The organism is Chitinophaga sp. W2I13 (assembly GCF_050434005.1).
In the GTDB taxonomy this organism is placed as follows: Bacteria; Bacteroidota; Bacteroidia; order Chitinophagales; family Chitinophagaceae; genus Chitinophaga.
In genome coordinates, this window is record NZ_JBNPWD010000001.1 from 7124025 (window position 1) to 7140270 (window position 16246).

General features: G+C 48.7%; 10 protein-coding genes. 4 read left to right on the forward strand and 6 right to left on the reverse strand.

The window, feature by feature from the left end:
- Positions 1-2: 2 nt before the first annotated feature.
- The 3 genes from QFZ48_RS29125 to QFZ48_RS29135 form a co-directional block, all read right to left on the reverse strand.
- A complete protein-coding gene (locus tag QFZ48_RS29125) occupies positions 3-2444 on the reverse strand; it encodes a hypothetical protein (protein ID WP_429064974.1) in 2442 nt (813 codons plus the stop codon).
- 223 nt (positions 2445-2667) lie between these two features.
- Entirely contained in the window at positions 2668-2820 is a 153-nt protein-coding gene (locus QFZ48_RS29130; protein ID WP_429047357.1) for a hypothetical protein, read from the reverse strand.
- A gap of 250 nt (positions 2821-3070) precedes the next feature.
- Positions 3071-4228 (reverse strand): MFS transporter, encoded by a 1158-nt coding sequence (locus tag QFZ48_RS29135; protein ID WP_429064975.1) that lies wholly within the window; start codon positions 4226-4228, stop codon positions 3071-3073.
- Between the two features lie 227 nt (positions 4229-4455).
- On the opposite strand from QFZ48_RS29135, the gene QFZ48_RS29140 reads away from it, so the two are divergent.
- The 4 genes from QFZ48_RS29140 to QFZ48_RS29155 all read left to right on the forward strand — a co-directional run bounded on the left by QFZ48_RS29140 (position 4456) and on the right by QFZ48_RS29155 (position 11320).
- Complete coding sequence (locus QFZ48_RS29140; RefSeq protein ID WP_429064977.1) at positions 4456-5625, forward strand: chromate transporter; 1170 nt, start codon at positions 4456-4458, stop codon at positions 5623-5625.
- 67 nt (positions 5626-5692) lie between these two features.
- Entirely contained in the window at positions 5693-7069 is a 1377-nt protein-coding gene (locus QFZ48_RS29145; protein ID WP_429064979.1) for a TolC family protein, read from the forward strand.
- A gap of 13 nt (positions 7070-7082) precedes the next feature.
- Positions 7083-10220: an efflux RND transporter permease subunit gene (locus QFZ48_RS29150; RefSeq protein WP_429064981.1), complete on the forward strand. Its 3138-nt coding sequence runs from the start codon at positions 7083-7085 to the stop codon at positions 10218-10220.
- Positions 10221-10237: 17 nt separating this feature from the next.
- Positions 10238-11320, forward strand: a complete 1083-nt coding sequence (locus QFZ48_RS29155) for an efflux RND transporter periplasmic adaptor subunit (RefSeq protein WP_429047347.1) — start codon at positions 10238-10240, stop codon at positions 11318-11320.
- A 49-nt stretch (positions 11321-11369) separates the two neighbouring features.
- Here the strand turns inward: QFZ48_RS29155 and QFZ48_RS29160 are convergent, their stop codons facing one another.
- The 3 genes from QFZ48_RS29160 to QFZ48_RS29170 form a co-directional block, all read right to left on the reverse strand.
- Positions 11370-14474: an amino acid adenylation domain-containing protein gene (locus QFZ48_RS29160; RefSeq protein ID WP_429064982.1), complete on the reverse strand. Its 3105-nt coding sequence runs from the start codon at positions 14472-14474 to the stop codon at positions 11370-11372.
- Between the two features lie 201 nt (positions 14475-14675).
- Positions 14676-15461, reverse strand: coding sequence for a sterol desaturase family protein (locus QFZ48_RS29165; protein WP_429064983.1), 786 nt, complete (start codon positions 15459-15461; stop codon positions 14676-14678).
- 90 nt (positions 15462-15551) lie between these two features.
- Positions 15552-16148: a Crp/Fnr family transcriptional regulator gene (locus QFZ48_RS29170; protein ID WP_429047341.1), complete on the reverse strand. Its 597-nt coding sequence runs from the start codon at positions 16146-16148 to the stop codon at positions 15552-15554.
- Positions 16149-16246: the final 98 nt, after the last annotated feature.

Consider the following 16246-nt stretch of genomic DNA (forward strand, 5'->3'; position numbering starts at 1 on the left):
TACTATCTGTTCAATTGGTAATTTAAAGCCAGCTGCGTGCTGATGTTGCCAAAAAGATAATTTTGCGGGGTGTTCAGTAATTGCTTCCTGCAATCAGCATACAGGTTGACCTGTAGCCGATCCAGCAATGCGGCACTGACAGTTTGCAGTATTCCTATCTGCCGCACCACATCTTTATTATCGAGATAATTAATACCACTGGTACATGACCAGATTTTACCCAACTGATAACTCCATCCGGTTTCCGCGGTAAAAAGATTACCGTAGAGCGCCTGATCCTTCACATCTTTATTATAGAACACGGAAACGGTCAACACATGGGTGTTTATCACCACACTATGATTGATATTCAGGTTAACCAGCAGGCTTTTCATCGGCAAAATGTCCATCTGTTGCAGACCAAAACTGACATTGTTATTCTGCATGCGGGAAAACAGCTTTCCGCTTAATTGTGATGAAACATTTATTTGCCTGCTCAGGTATCCGGTTTCGAAAAGTCTTTCCGAGGTGCTCTTCATGGTGGATTGACCCATACGAGTGGAGAGGGAAAAATTCTTCTTCACTTTTATACGGGTATCCAGTGTATACTGCCGGTTGCGCCATCCGGAAGCCGTGGTGGCAGACGTATTCATGTCCTGCATATCTGTTCTGAATCCCACCATAACTTTCCGCTTATTCCAGTACCGCTTAACATTGAGGCCGTAGCGTATGGTTCCTCTGCTGCCACCCGGCGATCCGGGGTTCGTATAGGCCAGGCCGGAGTAATTAAGGTATAGCCGCTGCGACATGCTTTGGGCTTTCCATTCCCCGCTGTAATCCAGTCCTGCTGAAACAGTTTGCCAGAAATCGTTCAGCAATGTGAATGCAGCGGTTTTGGATGAAAGTGCGTAGCTGTTCCCGGTGGCAGCGTTATTGAATTCGTTGTTCGACTTCGATATATCTGCTGTTATACTTCCATATTCTCCCAGATCCATTTTCTCAGAAAAAGCTCCCACGAATATGTTACGTTTCAGGCTCGAGGCATTGAACTGCCGGTAATCTTTGTTTTTTGTATTGGCATTCATCAATGCCACATGACTGTGTGTCTCGCTGATATCACCTTTACCCATTTGCAGGAACTGCATGCTATAAGCGCCGGGGTCAAGGGAAGAACTGAAATTCTGATCCCTGATATCCCCGCCCTGACGGGTAGTTCCCAGGCCCAGCATCAGGAAACTGCCCTTATTAAGAAATGACCCCTGCACACCGGACATGAAAAGATCCCGCACACCACCCTTACTACCGTTTGCAGCTATATTACCGATGTTGAGGCTTTTAGCCTGCAGTAGCAGCCGTTGTAAAAAATTCAGGGGTAACAATTCTTTAATACTCCTTTTCTGCGCCTCCGGATCATTGATCCGCTGCCGGATATCACCGGTAGCCTGATGCTCGGCGGACAATGTTTCCCTGGCCTGTAATCCCTGCACCACCGACGTTTTTAAGGTTTCAATCCTGCTGAGATAGTGACGGGCTGCCATCACTGTTTTTCCGTGGGCCGACACCGAATCCATTCCGGCGGCAACATTTCCGTTCAGATCTTCGGCTGTAAGTTGCAACGTCTTATCACTTAACAGCAGCTGCCTTATCTGGCTGCTGTCCAGGTAAATCAACTGTTCGGGGGATGTCAGGTTATTGAAAGCGGCGGCCTGTGAAGGATCTGTCATTGCCTTCATTTCATTCTGTATATCAGTGAGCTGTTTTGATGCAAAAGATTTAACAGCAGTTGTTACATCTATATCTCCCAGGAAATATTTTTTGAGATCGTATGCTTTATTAAGATACCCGTTCATCCTTTGCAGGTAAACATCTTTATCAAATGAAAACTTCTTCAGTTGTTGACCCATCAGCCCTTTATCAAACGGGGACGTTCCTGCCAGGCTGTTATAAACAATGTTCACCGGGATATTGCCTACTACCACCCTGTCCTCCAGCTGCACACCCACGCCGGATTTCACAACTGCTCCCGGCGTATTATCATAAAAAGCACTACCGGATAATAATTTAAAGTCATTCGCATATGCGCCGGCCTTCATAAAGGCTGATGCTTCGGATTCATTCCTGAGAGCATAAAATCCTCTTAGTTTTCCGGCTACATAAGAAGATATTTTAGCGGTATCTCCAAACATCTGGTAGCTGCGGCTTAACTGTTGTAACTGCCGGGGGCCATACACAGAATTAACATGCCTGTAGAAAAGCTGACGGGCAGTATCGTTTAATGCGGCGGCCAATTTCCCCGGGTTGCTTTTACCCATCAGTTTCCCCTTCTTGTTCAGGGAATCAATCAACGCTGTTTGCAAAGCCGGGTTTGTCCTGAGCAGTGTGTTATAAACCTGTTGCGCCGAAGAAACCACCGGCAGCAGGCTGATAAAAACCAAGAGATAAAAAGTTTTCATTGAATTGCTCATAGGAGTTTCAGTTTTCCTGTAAGATGAGTGCATTTAAAAAGTGCCATAGGCCGGATTTAATTTTCAGTGTACCTCCACCCGCCCGGAACATAGCGCTGTCCGGAGCAGTAAGGGATAACATCCTAAATAAGAAAGACAAACAAAACTTCATGGTATAGGGATTAATGTTAGCCGGCGCTTTGGAACGCCGGAAGAATAAAATAACAGTCTGACCGCACTTGGATTACACAGGTATACCACCAACATCACCGATGGCATGCTGCATATCAATCCCCTTTTTCTCCGGATAATTTGTATCCCCCAAAACGCTGACGGGACCTTGAACAGTAGTGTACATTGCACAGGCAATATGACGGATTAACAACAAATATTTCATGGTATAGCATTTGAAAATCTCTGATAAGGACAAACAAAATATAGTGGGCTCTTTACTTTTACTACATGACTCTATTCCGGCACAAGATACTCACACCATTTCCGGGTTTCAATAACACGTTAGTGTAAAATGTTGCTTAAAGGGTTAACTATGTTACTGATGATATAAAGGTAGAAAGCCGCAACGTATTGTATGTGCGTAGTCTTTGATGAAGAAAGAATAGCTTCTGTACAAGATTAGTTCATGCACCCTAAATACCCCTCCCCCGCCACCACCTGGAAAAACCCCATACCACCCCGGCCAGCCCCAGCAAAATAATACTCGTATACGCTACATACTGTACCCCTGCCCTGGCAATAGTCATACCTCCCAGCGTGGCGCCTATAGTAACCGCCATGTTGCCACAGGAAGTAAAAATACTGTTGACAAACTCCCGTGACTCCGGCGCCGCGGAAGTGACATTGATATTACTGATCAGGAAACCACCGGTATGAATAAATCCCCACACAATAATAACCATCACCATCGGGATAAAAAAACCGCCGGCTACATACAGCAACAGGTGCGCCAGCGATAGCAACAAAATAAACATAATAGTGGTAAGTGGAATATTCCTGCTCAACATTTTGCCGGCCAGCCAGTTGCCGCCAACGCCCGCGACTCCGAAAATAAGCAACATAACACCGATTTCGCGGCCATTCATTCTGGTGATGCTGTTCAGATAAACGGCCAGGTAACCGTAGCTCGCGTACATAGCAGATACCATCAAACAAGCCAGCAGCAATTGTATCCATAATACCGGTTTCTTTAAAATCTTTACCTGGTCACCAAAGGTTGCCTTTACACTTACCGGCATCGGCGACAACCATAAGCATAAACCAAGCAGGGAAAATCCATTTACTATGGCGCATAAAGCAAAAGAGGCCTGCCAGTTAAAAACAGCCGCTATGAATGTGGACAACGGCACGCCCAATACACTCGCTATGGTAAAGCCGCCAAAAACAATTCCCACTGCTTTGGGCGAATCTGCTGCAGGTACTGCGCCCGCTGCGGCAGACAAAGCAATAGACCAGAATACAGGGTGCAAAAATGCGGGTAATATTCTCGCAAACAACAATAAAGGGAAATTAGTTGCCAGCGCCGACAGGATATTCGAGATCGTAAAAACCATCAATACAAACACCATCGCTTTCTTCCGGTCCACGCCCGAAAACAATAAGGTCATAAACGGCCCGAATACGGCAATTACCAGTGCGAAAGCACTCAACAGCCAACCAGCCTTATCTACTGTGATCTGAAAATGGGAGGCTATCTGCGGCAATATGCCAATTACGCCAAACTCTGTGGTAGCAATACCAAATACCCCTAACGCCAATAAATAAAGGGTGCGTTTCATCCTGCTTTGCATGTGTAAATTTTTATGCAAATTTGCAGGACCATAACATTGTTATTGGCATGTACACTTTTAAGTGTGATACTCACCTTTTTGAAAGCATCTTATCTGTCAACGATTTAAAAGTCCTTTCCACCACCCCCAAAAAAAACTCCACGAAAAAGTAAAATCTATACCAAACCTTCGTTTTCGTTCTATTTTTTACTACCCCGTTGCCGCACTTTGCAGCCAAATTGAGCTGCATGGATCAGAATACAACACCTTATACGCTTCAACAGCTGGTGCTTTATTTTCTCCGCCTGGGCGCCTTGGGCTTTGGAGGCCCGGTGGCACTGGCCGGCTATATGCACCGCGACCTGGTAGAGCAACGCAAATGGATCAGTGAAGAAGATTATAAAGAAGGGCTTGCACTGGCGCAACTCGCTCCCGGACCACTGGCCGCCCAGCTGGGCATTTATATCGGGTATGTTCATTACCGCATCCTCGGCGCTACACTGGCCGGACTGGCATTTATACTGCCATCATTCATCATCGTAGTGATATTGGGTTACATCTATACCCAATGGCAGGGAATCCCCTGGATGCAGGCCGTATTCTATGGCGTGGGAGCGGCCGTCATAGGCATCATCGCTATGAGCGCCTGGAAGCTAACACGTAAATCAATCGGCGCAGATAAATGGCTGACAGGCATCTATCTCCTTACAGCTGCTTACACCATTTGGAAAGAAAATGAAAACATATGGCTTTTCCTCGGGGCGGGTATTATTTACTGGTGGTGGAAATCCCCCGGAAAAAAAATATCCTTCCTGAAAAAGAAGCCGGCAGATCTTATCAAATCGTTATCATTTCCACTCCTGCTCAATACATCTCTTACCACATCGGGCAACACCCTCTGGCAACTCCTGCTGTATTTTACGAAAGCAGGCGCACTGGTTTTCGGCAGCGGCCTGGCCATCGTTCCATTCCTTTATGGCGGCGTAGTGAAGGAACATGCGTGGCTGAATGAGCAACAGTTTATGGACGCGGTAGCCGTTGCCATGATCACGCCCGGACCTGTAGTGATCACCGTAGCATTCATTGGTTTCCTGGTGGCCGGCTTTGCCGGTGCGGGTATAGCCGCATTAGGCACCTTCTTTCCCTCTTACATCTTTACTGTTGTACCAGCGCCCTATTTCAGGAAATACGGGAAACATCCCGGTATCAAAGCGTTTGTAGATGGCGTTACCGCCGCCGCTATCGGCGCCATCTCGGGCGCAGTGATTGTGCTGGGCAAAAGGTCTTTAACCGATGCCTATACCATCGCTATCGCCATTATTACGGTGGTGATAATATGGCGATTTAAAAAAGTACCGGAGCCGTTGATCATCCTGGCAGCAGCAGGCATCGGACTTTTGCTGAAAAATATCCAATGATTGTAATATCTTAACGGGAGAATTTCCACCAGAAAGACCGGCACCATACTTTTAAACAGTTTGATAAATGAACGTTTACCATAAAAAGATGCTGATCAGCGGCTGTTTCATCACGCTGTCATTATCTGGTATAGCACAGCAAAGAACTATCCGCATCAAAGAGTTACTATCACTGGTACAATCGCAGCCACAGGTGAAAGCATCGGAACAACAATCCCAGGCTGCGCAATACAATGTGCGTATGGCCCGGAATTCACTGATGCCTGAGCTTACCGCAGGATACCAGGCAGGATATGCCACCTACAACAATATTACCGGCATGAGTTATCCCGGTTTGTTTTTACCGATCAGCGGCCCTCCATCTGCCGGAAACACCTACGACCCCGTTCCCGGTACGGCATTAACCGCCCTGGTAAAATGGAACCCGCTCACCTTCGGCCAGCGCCAGGCCGCCGTTGAAAAAGACATTGCTCAATATAAACTGGCAGGCAGCTATTACAATGAAGCGCTTTTCCGCCAGCAGTACTTAGCTATATCCACTTACCTGGATGCGGTATATCTGCAGAAATTATTACTGAGCTACCAGTCGAATATTGAACGCACCCAGGCCGGCCTGCAGCAATCGCTGGTGCTGGCTCAACAGGGACTACGCCCCGGCATTGATACCACACAGTTCCAGTCGGTGCTGGCACAGGCCCGGATGGACCTGATGACAGCGCAACGGCAATACTATGCACAACTCACTGAACTCAGCCGCCTGGCAGACCTGCCGGGTAAACCGGATGATATTTTACTGGCAGATACATCGCTGATAAACCAGTTCCCCTCCGGCGCCGATACTACCACCAACCTTACAGCACATCCTTCTTTCCAATATTATCAAACAAAAAAAGAAGTAAGTGAAGCAGCGCTGAAAGAAGCCGGACGCGCATGGCGCCCCAAACTGGATCTCTGGGCAAATGCCTATGCCCGCGGCTCCGGTGTGGATGCTGCCGGTAATATCAATAAGGCCGACGGCTGGTCGCTTTCCCATAAGAACTATGGCGCCGGTATCCAGCTGAGCTTTCCGATACTACAGTTTTCACAGGTAAATCTTCAGAAAAAACAATACCGGTCACTGTTAAAATCCGACGAAGCACAACTGGACCAGGTAAAACTGAACCTGCAAAAGCAACAGGAAACCGCACAGTTTAATTACGACCAGAACCTGCTGATTGCACGCCAGGCGTTAATACAATCGCAGGCAGCACGGTATGCTTTCGACGGACTGAAACTCAGCTATGAAAGCGGACTGGTAGATTTTACACGCCTGATGCAGGGACAATATGAACTACTGAAAGCGGAAACAGGTGAAGCCGGTGCATTCCTCCAGGCATGGCATGCTTTACTGGAACTGGCTGCGGCAAATGGCAACCTGAATGTTTTTACAGATAAACTGAAATAACGATCCATTCTTTATGAAACTAATCATTTCGGCATTAAGGCATCCCGTCACCATACTGGTAGCTGTTATTGCCATCCTCTTTTTTTCCTTCCTCTCCATCCGCAATGCCAGGGTGGATATATTCCCGCGCCTCGGACTGCCCGTGGTATATGTTGCCCAGCCGTACGGGGGGTTGTCGCCCGAGCAGGTGGAAGGTTTTGTTACTTCTTATTATGAATACCACTTTCTATACATCACCGGCGTTAAATACGTGGAGTCGAAAAGTATACAAGGCGCGGCCCTCATCAAAATAGAATTTAATGAAGGCACTGATATGAGCCAGGCAATGGCAGAAGTAGTAGGCTATGTGAACAGGTCCAGGGCATTTATGCCTCCCGGTACCGTGCCACCATTTATTACGCGCTTTGATGCTGGCAGCGTGCCGGTAGGACAACTCGTATTCAGCTCCGACAGCCGCTCGCTGGGAGAAATATCAGATCTGGCGCTGTTCCGCGTGCGGCCTATGTTTTCAACACTGCCGGGCGTATCTGCCCCACCGCCGTTTGGTGGTAACCAGAAAACAGTACTGATCACCATAGACCCGGAAAAACTGCGCGGGCATAACTTCTCACCGGACCAGGTGGTACAAACCATCGCAAAGTACAATACTATTTCTCCTGCGGGCAATGTGCGTATCGGCGATACTACTTACATCACACCGCAAAACAGCGTGATCGAAACATTACAGGACCTGCAGAACACGCCGCTGCAATCCGGCGCAGGACCCGCGGTATATGTGAAAGATATTGCCAACGTTACGCTGGGATCTGATGTAACAACCAGCTATGCGCTGGTCAATGGTAAACGCTCTGTTTATATCCCCGTAACCAAACGCGCCGACGCTTCCACCTGGGAGGTAGTGCAACGGGTAAAAGCGGCACTGCCTGATATGCAGGCGGCCATCCCGGAAGACATAAAAGTAACCTACGAATTTGACCAGTCCGGATACGTGATCAACTCCCTGAAAAGCCTGTTGTTTGAAGGCGGACTCGGCGCACTGCTCACCGGCCTGATGGTATGGTTTTTCCTGGGCGACAGGCGCAGCGCGCTCATCGTGGTCATGACCATCCCGCTGGCATTACTTTCGGCAGCCACACTGTTGTACCTCGCCGGGCAAACCATTAATATCATGACCCTGGGAGGACTGGCCCTATCAGTAGGTATACTGGTAGATGAAGCCACGGTAACCATTGAAAATATTCACCGGCACCAGGAAGCGGGTAAAAATAAAGCACGCGCCATTGCAGATGCCTGCCGGGAAATAGCGGCGCCAAAACTGCTGATCCTCCTGAGCATCCTCGCGGTATTTGTCCCCTCCCTGTTTATGAACGGCGTGCCCAAAGCCATGTTCCTGCCTTTATCACTGGCAGTAGGCTTCGCCATGATAGCTTCTTTCCTGCTATCGCAAACTTTTGTGCCGGTAGCGGCCAACTGGTTGCTAAGGGATCATCAAACCCAACAGAACACCGGCTTTTACCATCGCCTGCAACAGCGGTATACCAACACCGGCCAACGCTTTCAAACCGGCTTTGGATGGCTTACCACCCTGTTCCTGGTAGTGTCATTGCTGCTCGTGGGAGTGTTGTTCTATTTTACCGGCACGGAACTCTTCCCGCAAACCGACAGTGGCCAAACACAGGTTCGTTTGCGCATGCCCGTAGGCACCCGTTTTGAACGTACAGAAGATGCTACCAGGAAACTGTTGCGACTGTCCGACAGCATTGCCGGCAAAGGGAACACCGACATCACTTCTGCCTTTATTGGCACCCAGCCGTCCAGCTTCCCCGTAAACTACATTCATCTGTGGACCGGTGGCCCGCATGAATCAGTAACAAAAATAAAGTTGAATAAAGATGTGATTCCGATAGCTGTTTTCCGGGAGAAATTACGCGCAGCCGTTGCAAAAGAAATTCCGAAAGCCACGGTTTCATTTGAACCGGGCGACATCGTGGAACAGGTGCTGAACCTCGGCAGCACGAACCCCATAGAAATAGCTGTGGTAAACCGCAACCTCGCAGAGGGCAGGAAAACAGCGCAGCAACTGGTACATCAGCTGTCGGCCATTCCTTCGCTGCGGGATCTGCAAATTGCCACACCGCTGGATTACCCGGCCATCAGGCTGGAAATAGACCGCGTAAAAGCCGGACAGCTCGGCATCTCCGGCGAACAGGCAGCCCGCTCTGTTGTTACCGCTACTTCCTCCAGCCGCTTTACGTCGCCTAATTACTGGCTCGACAAAACTACCGGAACGGCCTACCAGGTGCAGGTGCAATACCCCGAATACCGGATGAACAGCACCGCGCAACTGGAAGCAATTCCTATCTCCGGCGGCATTGGAAACACCCACTACCTCAGTGAATTAGCCACGTGGAAACGAACCGTTGTTGCCGGTGAATACGACCGCCTCAACCAGCAACGTTATATCACCATCACCGCAAACATCCACCGGCAGGATGCCGGAACCGTGTTTAATAAAATAAATGGCATCATTTCCGGCATGGGTAAACTGCCCAATGGAGCAAAAATACTGCTTCGCGGACAACCACAACTGTTACAGCAAACGCTTACCAGTCTGCAGTTTGGACTGTTAATCGCTATCGTCGTGATCTTCCTGCTGATGACGGTTTACTTTCAATCGTTCCGCGTGGCACTGGCAACCTTGTCCATTATACCCGCGGTGGTAGCAGGTTCCCTGCTGTTCCTTTTTATTACCGGTAACACGCTGAATATCCAGTCGTATATGGGCGCCATCATGGCGGTGGGCGTGGCCATTGCAAACGCCGTACTCTTTATTACCGGTGCAGAGTATAACCGGAAAGAAGGGATCGAGGCAGGTCATCTCCGCGCAGCGGAAACACGCCTGCGTCCCATCCTGATGACCAGCGTCGCAATGATAGCAGGCATGATCCCAATGGCGGCAGGGCTCTCGGAAGGAGGCGATCAAACCGCACCACTGGGCATCGCAGTGATTGGAGGCCTTTTATTTTCAGCCATCAGCGTATTATTTTTCCTGCCGCAGGTGTACCAGCTGATCGTTGGAAGAAGGAAATTTGTGGCGGTATCTTTAGATCCGGATGATGTAAACAGTATTCATCACGACAAACAATCTTAAAAAATAAATTTAATCATATGCGATCTATCGCGTTTATCAGTTTGGTTATAACACTGGCAGCCTGCGGCAACGCAGCGCAGCAACCGGAGCATAAAAATGACAGCGCCGCAGCGGATACCGTGCCGGTATTCTTATTGAAGCAGGACACTGTTAAAAAAACAATTGAATTACCGGCAGAACTCATCCCCTACGAAACCGCTGAGTTATTTGCCAAAGTACAGGGCTTTGTGCGCAGCATGAAAGTGGACCTGGGTGACCGCGTAAAAAAAGGACAAACACTGGCAGTAATTGAAGCCCCGGAAATCAACAGCCGCCTGGCGGAATCCGAAGCTGCTTTACAATCCGCCAAAGCGAAATGGGCGTCCAGCAGGGATAATTATGAGCGCCTCTACAGGGCATCACAGGCGAAAACACCGGGCATCGTTGCCCCGGTAGACCTTGAGCGGAGCCGCAATCTGATGCTGGCCGACAGCTCCACTTACATTGCCGCCAGCAAACAATCGCAGTCCTACAAGGAAGTTTCCGGCTACCTGTATATCACCGCGCCTTTTGATGGCATCATTACCGCGCGTAAAGCCGATCCCGGTGCGCTCGTAGGCACCAACGCCATGCTGCTCACCGTTCAGAATAACCGCACGCTGCGTCTTCGTGCAGCCGTGCCCGAGATATACACCGCTGCCGCAAGCCCGTCAAAAAACATCGACTTTCGCGTAGATGCCTACCCTACCCAGCGCTTTAAAGCTACGCTCACCCGTAAGTCTGAAACCATCGATCCCGGCACCCGCACGGAGTTGTGGGAGTTCCAGGTAGATAACAGTGATCACTTACTTAAAGCAGGATCCTTTGCATATGTAAAGCTGCCGCTGGAACGCGGCACTACTTCCTTCATCGTGCCATTTGCAGCCGTAGCCACTACGCAGGAAAGGAAGTTTGTGATTAGAGTACACCAGGGCCAGGCAGAATGGGTGGACGTACGCCAGGGCATGACGGTAGATGCTGGCATTGAAATATTTGGCAACCTCTCTCCCGGCGATACCTTGCTTAAAAAAGCAACAGATGAAAGAAAGCCTGGCAGCACAGGGCTCTGGACATTGAAATAATATTATGAAAGATGCCCGCCGGTTGTTCCTGGCGGGCATCTTTTATAAATCACTGCTGATAAATCGCCTTTTCTGAATAGAGTCCCGGCAACACGCCCAGGTATCGCAGATAACGATCCAGTAATTCCTTATCAAACACAGGTTCCGCTATACCACTCCCCTCCAGGAAAGTAGCCACATGGGTGTTATCCCAAATGTAGGTATCCTGGTACAACTCTACGGTAGATAGCCCCTCGTGCATATTGTCTTTGAACAAACTGGTGAGCGCATACAACCTGTTGGCAGGATCATCTTCCCATATCTTTCTCCATTCTTTATATGGCAGGCCACGCAGATCAAAAGAATAGTATTTATTCAAGAGGTCAAAAAACTGCTGCAACGTAAGGTTCGTTTCCGGGCTGGCAATCAGGTTAAATTTCAGACCCAGGGCTGTCTCCTTTTTTGAAATATAAGCGATGGCCTTTGTCATGTAATCTACTGTAATCAGTCCTTCCCTTAACTCCTTTAATGCAGGATACGCATTAAACTCAACACAGTTTTTCACTAGTCCGGCCCACCACTGGTAAGGTGCGCTGGCGCCGGTTTCGCTATGGCACATCGCATAGCCAAGCCGGTAGGTAATTACCGGCAATCCCTGCGCAGCCGCAAGATCTGCGATGCCTTCCATCACCCACTTGCTTCTTACATAGCCGATATCTTTGCTCACCGCCAGCAGGTTCTGGCCAATATCATCTGTTTCCTTCATCACGGTTTTATGCGTGAACACATGCCCCCAGCTGTATACAGAAATAGTGGACAGCAATACCAGGCATTTTGTTTTACCGGCAGCTGCAAAGGAAATAATTTCCCTTAGCCCTTCCACGTTGGCCGACTTCATATACGAATAAGGTTCGATAAAATTGACGGAACTACCCGAATGATAAATCACATCAATGGTATCAGCTAATTCCTTAAACCCGGTTTCCGTTAATCCCATATCCGGTTTGGAGAAATCGCCCGTTACCGGTATAATACGCTGGCGCAGCGATTCATCGAGGTGGATGTGATAATTGTTCAGGTATCCATTGATCCGTTCCATCGCGTAATATTCGTTACTGGCCCTGATAAAACAGTATACCTTTGCATTGGAAGCCAGCAGCAGGTCTTTCAGCAGGTGAATGCCTACAAAACCGGTAACGCCGGTGAGTAATATTGCCCCCGGGTTTTGCAGCCTTATAATGTCAAAATCCCTACGGATAACAGTGCCGGGTTTCAGGTACACATCCTGCTGTAATGCAATATATGGTTCGACGTCTTCCTCCATCACAATGGTATCCGCCTGTGCCTGCCGGGCCGTCAGGGTTTGCGCCAGGTCTTTCAGCACCGGGAACTGGTATACATCTCTCATATATACTTTCAAAGACAACCTTCTCCCCAACGCAGTTACTACCGGCGCTACCCGAACAGAGTTGCCTCCGATATCAAAGAAGTTATCCGTGTTGTTGATGGCCTTCCGCCCCAATACACTTTCCCAGATAGCAGCAACCGTTATTTCCATATCTGTTACCGGCGGTTCATACACTGCTTCTTCTTCATAGGCAGCGGCCAGCTGCGATAACCTCGCCTGGTCTGTTTTCCCATTAGGGGTTACGGGGATTTTATCCAGGAAAATAAATTGCGAAGGGATCATGTAGCCTGGCAGCGCCTCTTTTAGCACCGCCCTGATGGCCGCGATTTCCGGCGCTGCTGCTTCCCAGTTTTTCACTAAAAAAGCAACAATATATTTATGCTGTTTTTCATCGTCGCGTGTAATCACAGCAACATCTTTGATACCATCGATTGGCAGCAGCACTTTTTCTATCTCCCCCAGTTCTATCCTGAACCCACGGATCTTCACCTGGTTATCGACCCGCCCTGAAAAAGTTAATTCACCCGACGGCAATAAGGAGACGAGATCACCGGTTTTATACAAACGCGCACCAGGTATAAACGGATGGTCAATAAATGATGCTGCAGTTTGCGCGGGTCTGTTCCAATATCCCAGTGCCAGTCCTTCCCCGCCGAGATAGAGTTCCCCAATACCACCTGCAGGCACGGGCTGCAGGTGCTGGTTTAAAATATACGCCTGTGTATTGGCAACCGGTTGCCCGATGGACGGTACATACTCCCCGTTTTCATCGCGCACAATCCGGCAGGTAGCGAAAATGCTGTATTCAGTAGGACCATAATAATCCACCAGTTGATAATCCAGGCCATGTGTGCGTACTGGCTTCAGTTTTTCTCCGCCGGTAAACAGGTAGCGCAGGTGAAGATGGGGAACAGAGCGGCTAAGTGCTACTACTTCCGGCGCCAGCACGGTGGGAACAAAAGCATGCGTGATACCATGCCTGGTATAGAACTGCAACAGCGCTGCTGCATCCGTTCTTTCTTCGTTGCTGGCTATCACCAGCGTAGCGCCGGAAGTAAGTGCAGTCCATATCTCCCAAACAGAAATATCAAAAGCAATTCCCGCCACCAGGGTAACCCGGTCGTTCGCGGTTACCTCAAACCGTTGCTGATGCCAGGTTACCAGGTGTTGTAAAGACCGGTGCGCCACCATCACGCCCTTTGGCATTCCGGTAGAACCGGAAGTATAGATGATATATGCCCGGTCATCGGCGGTCACCGGTACCTCCGGCAGGGCATCTGGCCATTCATCAAGACTGCCCAGCGAATCCAGCATCACATAGTGATACTTACCGGCATCCGGTAATGTATGTTTACTGGTCGTGATCACGCAGCTGGTTCCGGTGTCTTCCAGTATCACCTGTACCCGTTTAAGCGGATAGGAAGGATCAATGGGCACATATGCCGCACCCGTTTTTAAGATGCCAGTTACTGCTACCAGCCATTCAACGGACCTGTCGATCCATACCGGTATAATATCACCTGGTTTTACCCCCTGCTCCAGCAGGTAATGCGCCATCTGGTTAGATCGCCGGTGTAGGGTGTCGTAGCTGACTACAGCTGAGTCGAATACCACCGCAGTGCGATCCGGGTTAAGTACCGCCTGCTGATTGAAAAGAGAGATAACAGTGGCCGAGCGGTCATAGCGCCATTGCTCTCCCTGTACCATAAAATTTTCCGGATTTTCATACGCATAGTTTTGCTCCACGGGAGCGTGTTTGGGCTTCATAGAATAATAGTTAGAAATTAAGAAAAGGGGCGTTTGCTTCCCCTGGGTTAAAGGTTCTTACAAAAATCGTGGTATATGGTTATATGGTTATTTCGCGCAGGAACAAAACTATCCGGTTCCACTGCGATATTTCTACAGTGAAAAAAAATTCCGGTTAAAAAAAAAGCGGATGGTAAACCATCCGCTTTTAAAAATATTTGTTTAATTAATCCATACTGTCTTCTCCCCAAACCTTCGCTCCTGCAGCTGATCATACTCCTTCACATAGTCGGGGTGCTCTGTTCCCATCGCCCTGTCCCACACCCGGAAATACAACCCATAATTACCCCTGAACTTTTTGTGATGCAGGTTGTGGTGAACAGACGTATTGAACACTTCAAACAACCAGGTATGCCGGAACCCGCGTGGCATCAGTTCATAGCCGAGATGGCCATATACATTGATAATAAACCCGGATACGGTGAACAACAGCACTGTAACCGGATGCATAGGCATTACGCTCGTAATCACCACCAGCACTCCGCCTTCCAACACCGCTTCCAGGAAATGAAAACTATAGGAAGTCCAGGGAGAAGGATTGATGCTCTGGTGATGTACCAGGTGGGTGCGCTTAAACAGCTGCTTATGATGCAGCAGGCGATGCATCCAATAGAAATACGTATCGTGTATAACGAGACTCCCCACCAGGCTTACGCCGATGTACCACACCGGGAACGCCTGTATATCGGTATAGATCATGGTATACTGCCTCACCGGCGTAAACAGCAGTATAATCGTAATGGCGGTAAACACCAGCGTGCTTTGCATGGAATACCAGATCTCCCGGAGAAAATCTTTCTTTGATGCCAGCTTCTGCTGGATCTTGAAATGTTTAAACCTGTCTGGTAACAGCAGGTAGAATAATGTAAAAGGAATACCCGCCAACACAAAATACCGGAGGGCAGACATGCTAAAGATCTTAACGGTAGCTTCAATGATCGGTTCCATGGCCTTGAGAAATTTATCTCTCAAAATTAGAGAACCGCTATGGCAGATGTAGTTAACAAAAGATAATTTCGCTGCTTAACAAAGGATAATTTATCCCTTCCCCTTATCAAGCATCCGTTTGCGGATACGGCTTAACGACACGGGTGTGATGCCCAGCATGGAAGCAATATATTTATCGGGCACCCGGTTCACCAGGTCGAAACGCTCTGTCAGCAGGTTACGGTACCGCTCTTCCGGCGACAGCGTGACAAAAGATTCCATGATTTTTAACGACTCGGACAACATGCGCATCAGGAAGAAATTCCGCAGCGGTTCATATTCCGGGTGCGTTTTCAGTACTTCTTCCAACACATCATAATCTATTTCCAGCAATGTGACTGGCTCCAGTGCGCGGTAAATAAAACGGGAAGGCTGCCGGTGAATGATAGTATCATGCGAAGCGATAAATTGCTTTTCCCAGCGCAGAAACAAGGTGGCTTCATCGCCATTATCCTTAATAATATAGGCCCGCATGATGCCCTGTTCTATAAAAGCAAGACGGCGTTCGGTATCACCCTCATGGATATACGTTTCGTTGGCCGCCAGCTTTACCTGCCGCGTCATGGCAAATAACGGCGCGGTGTCGGCCGGCAGCACGCCGGCCAGGTCAAATAATAACTGCTGTAAGGTGGTGATGGATACGCTCATATGATCTGTCAGAGCGCTAATTTAAGGTTATTTCCCTACAAGCTGAGCTATTGTTAATTTCACCGTATTAGTCAATATTTTCATGATTCCGGACAAAT

Excerpts from the sequence above, each read along its gene's own strand:
- QFZ48_RS29160 (WP_429064982.1), bottom strand. The coding sequence starts at position 14,474 with ATGAAGCCCAAACACGCTCCCGTGGAGCAAAACTATGCGTATGAAAAT.
- QFZ48_RS29130 (WP_429047357.1), bottom strand. The coding sequence starts at position 2,820 with ATGAAATATTTGTTGTTAATCCGTCATATTGCCTGTGCAATGTACACT.
- QFZ48_RS29165 (WP_429064983.1), bottom strand. The coding sequence starts at position 15,461 with ATGGAACCGATCATTGAAGCTACCGTTAAGATCTTTAGCATGTCTGCC.
- QFZ48_RS29150 (WP_429064981.1), top strand. The coding sequence starts at position 7,083 with ATGAAACTAATCATTTCGGCATTAAGGCATCCCGTCACCATACTGGTA.
- QFZ48_RS29135 (WP_429064975.1), bottom strand. The coding sequence starts at position 4,228 with ATGCAAAGCAGGATGAAACGCACCCTTTATTTATTGGCGTTAGGGGTA.
- QFZ48_RS29140 (WP_429064977.1), top strand. The coding sequence starts at position 4,456 with ATGGATCAGAATACAACACCTTATACGCTTCAACAGCTGGTGCTTTAT.
- QFZ48_RS29155 (WP_429047347.1), top strand. The coding sequence starts at position 10,238 with ATGCGATCTATCGCGTTTATCAGTTTGGTTATAACACTGGCAGCCTGC.
- QFZ48_RS29170 (WP_429047341.1), bottom strand. The coding sequence starts at position 16,148 with ATGAGCGTATCCATCACCACCTTACAGCAGTTATTATTTGACCTGGCC.
- QFZ48_RS29125 (WP_429064974.1), bottom strand. The coding sequence starts at position 2,444 with ATGAGCAATTCAATGAAAACTTTTTATCTCTTGGTTTTTATCAGCCTG.
- QFZ48_RS29145 (WP_429064979.1), top strand. The coding sequence starts at position 5,693 with ATGAACGTTTACCATAAAAAGATGCTGATCAGCGGCTGTTTCATCACG.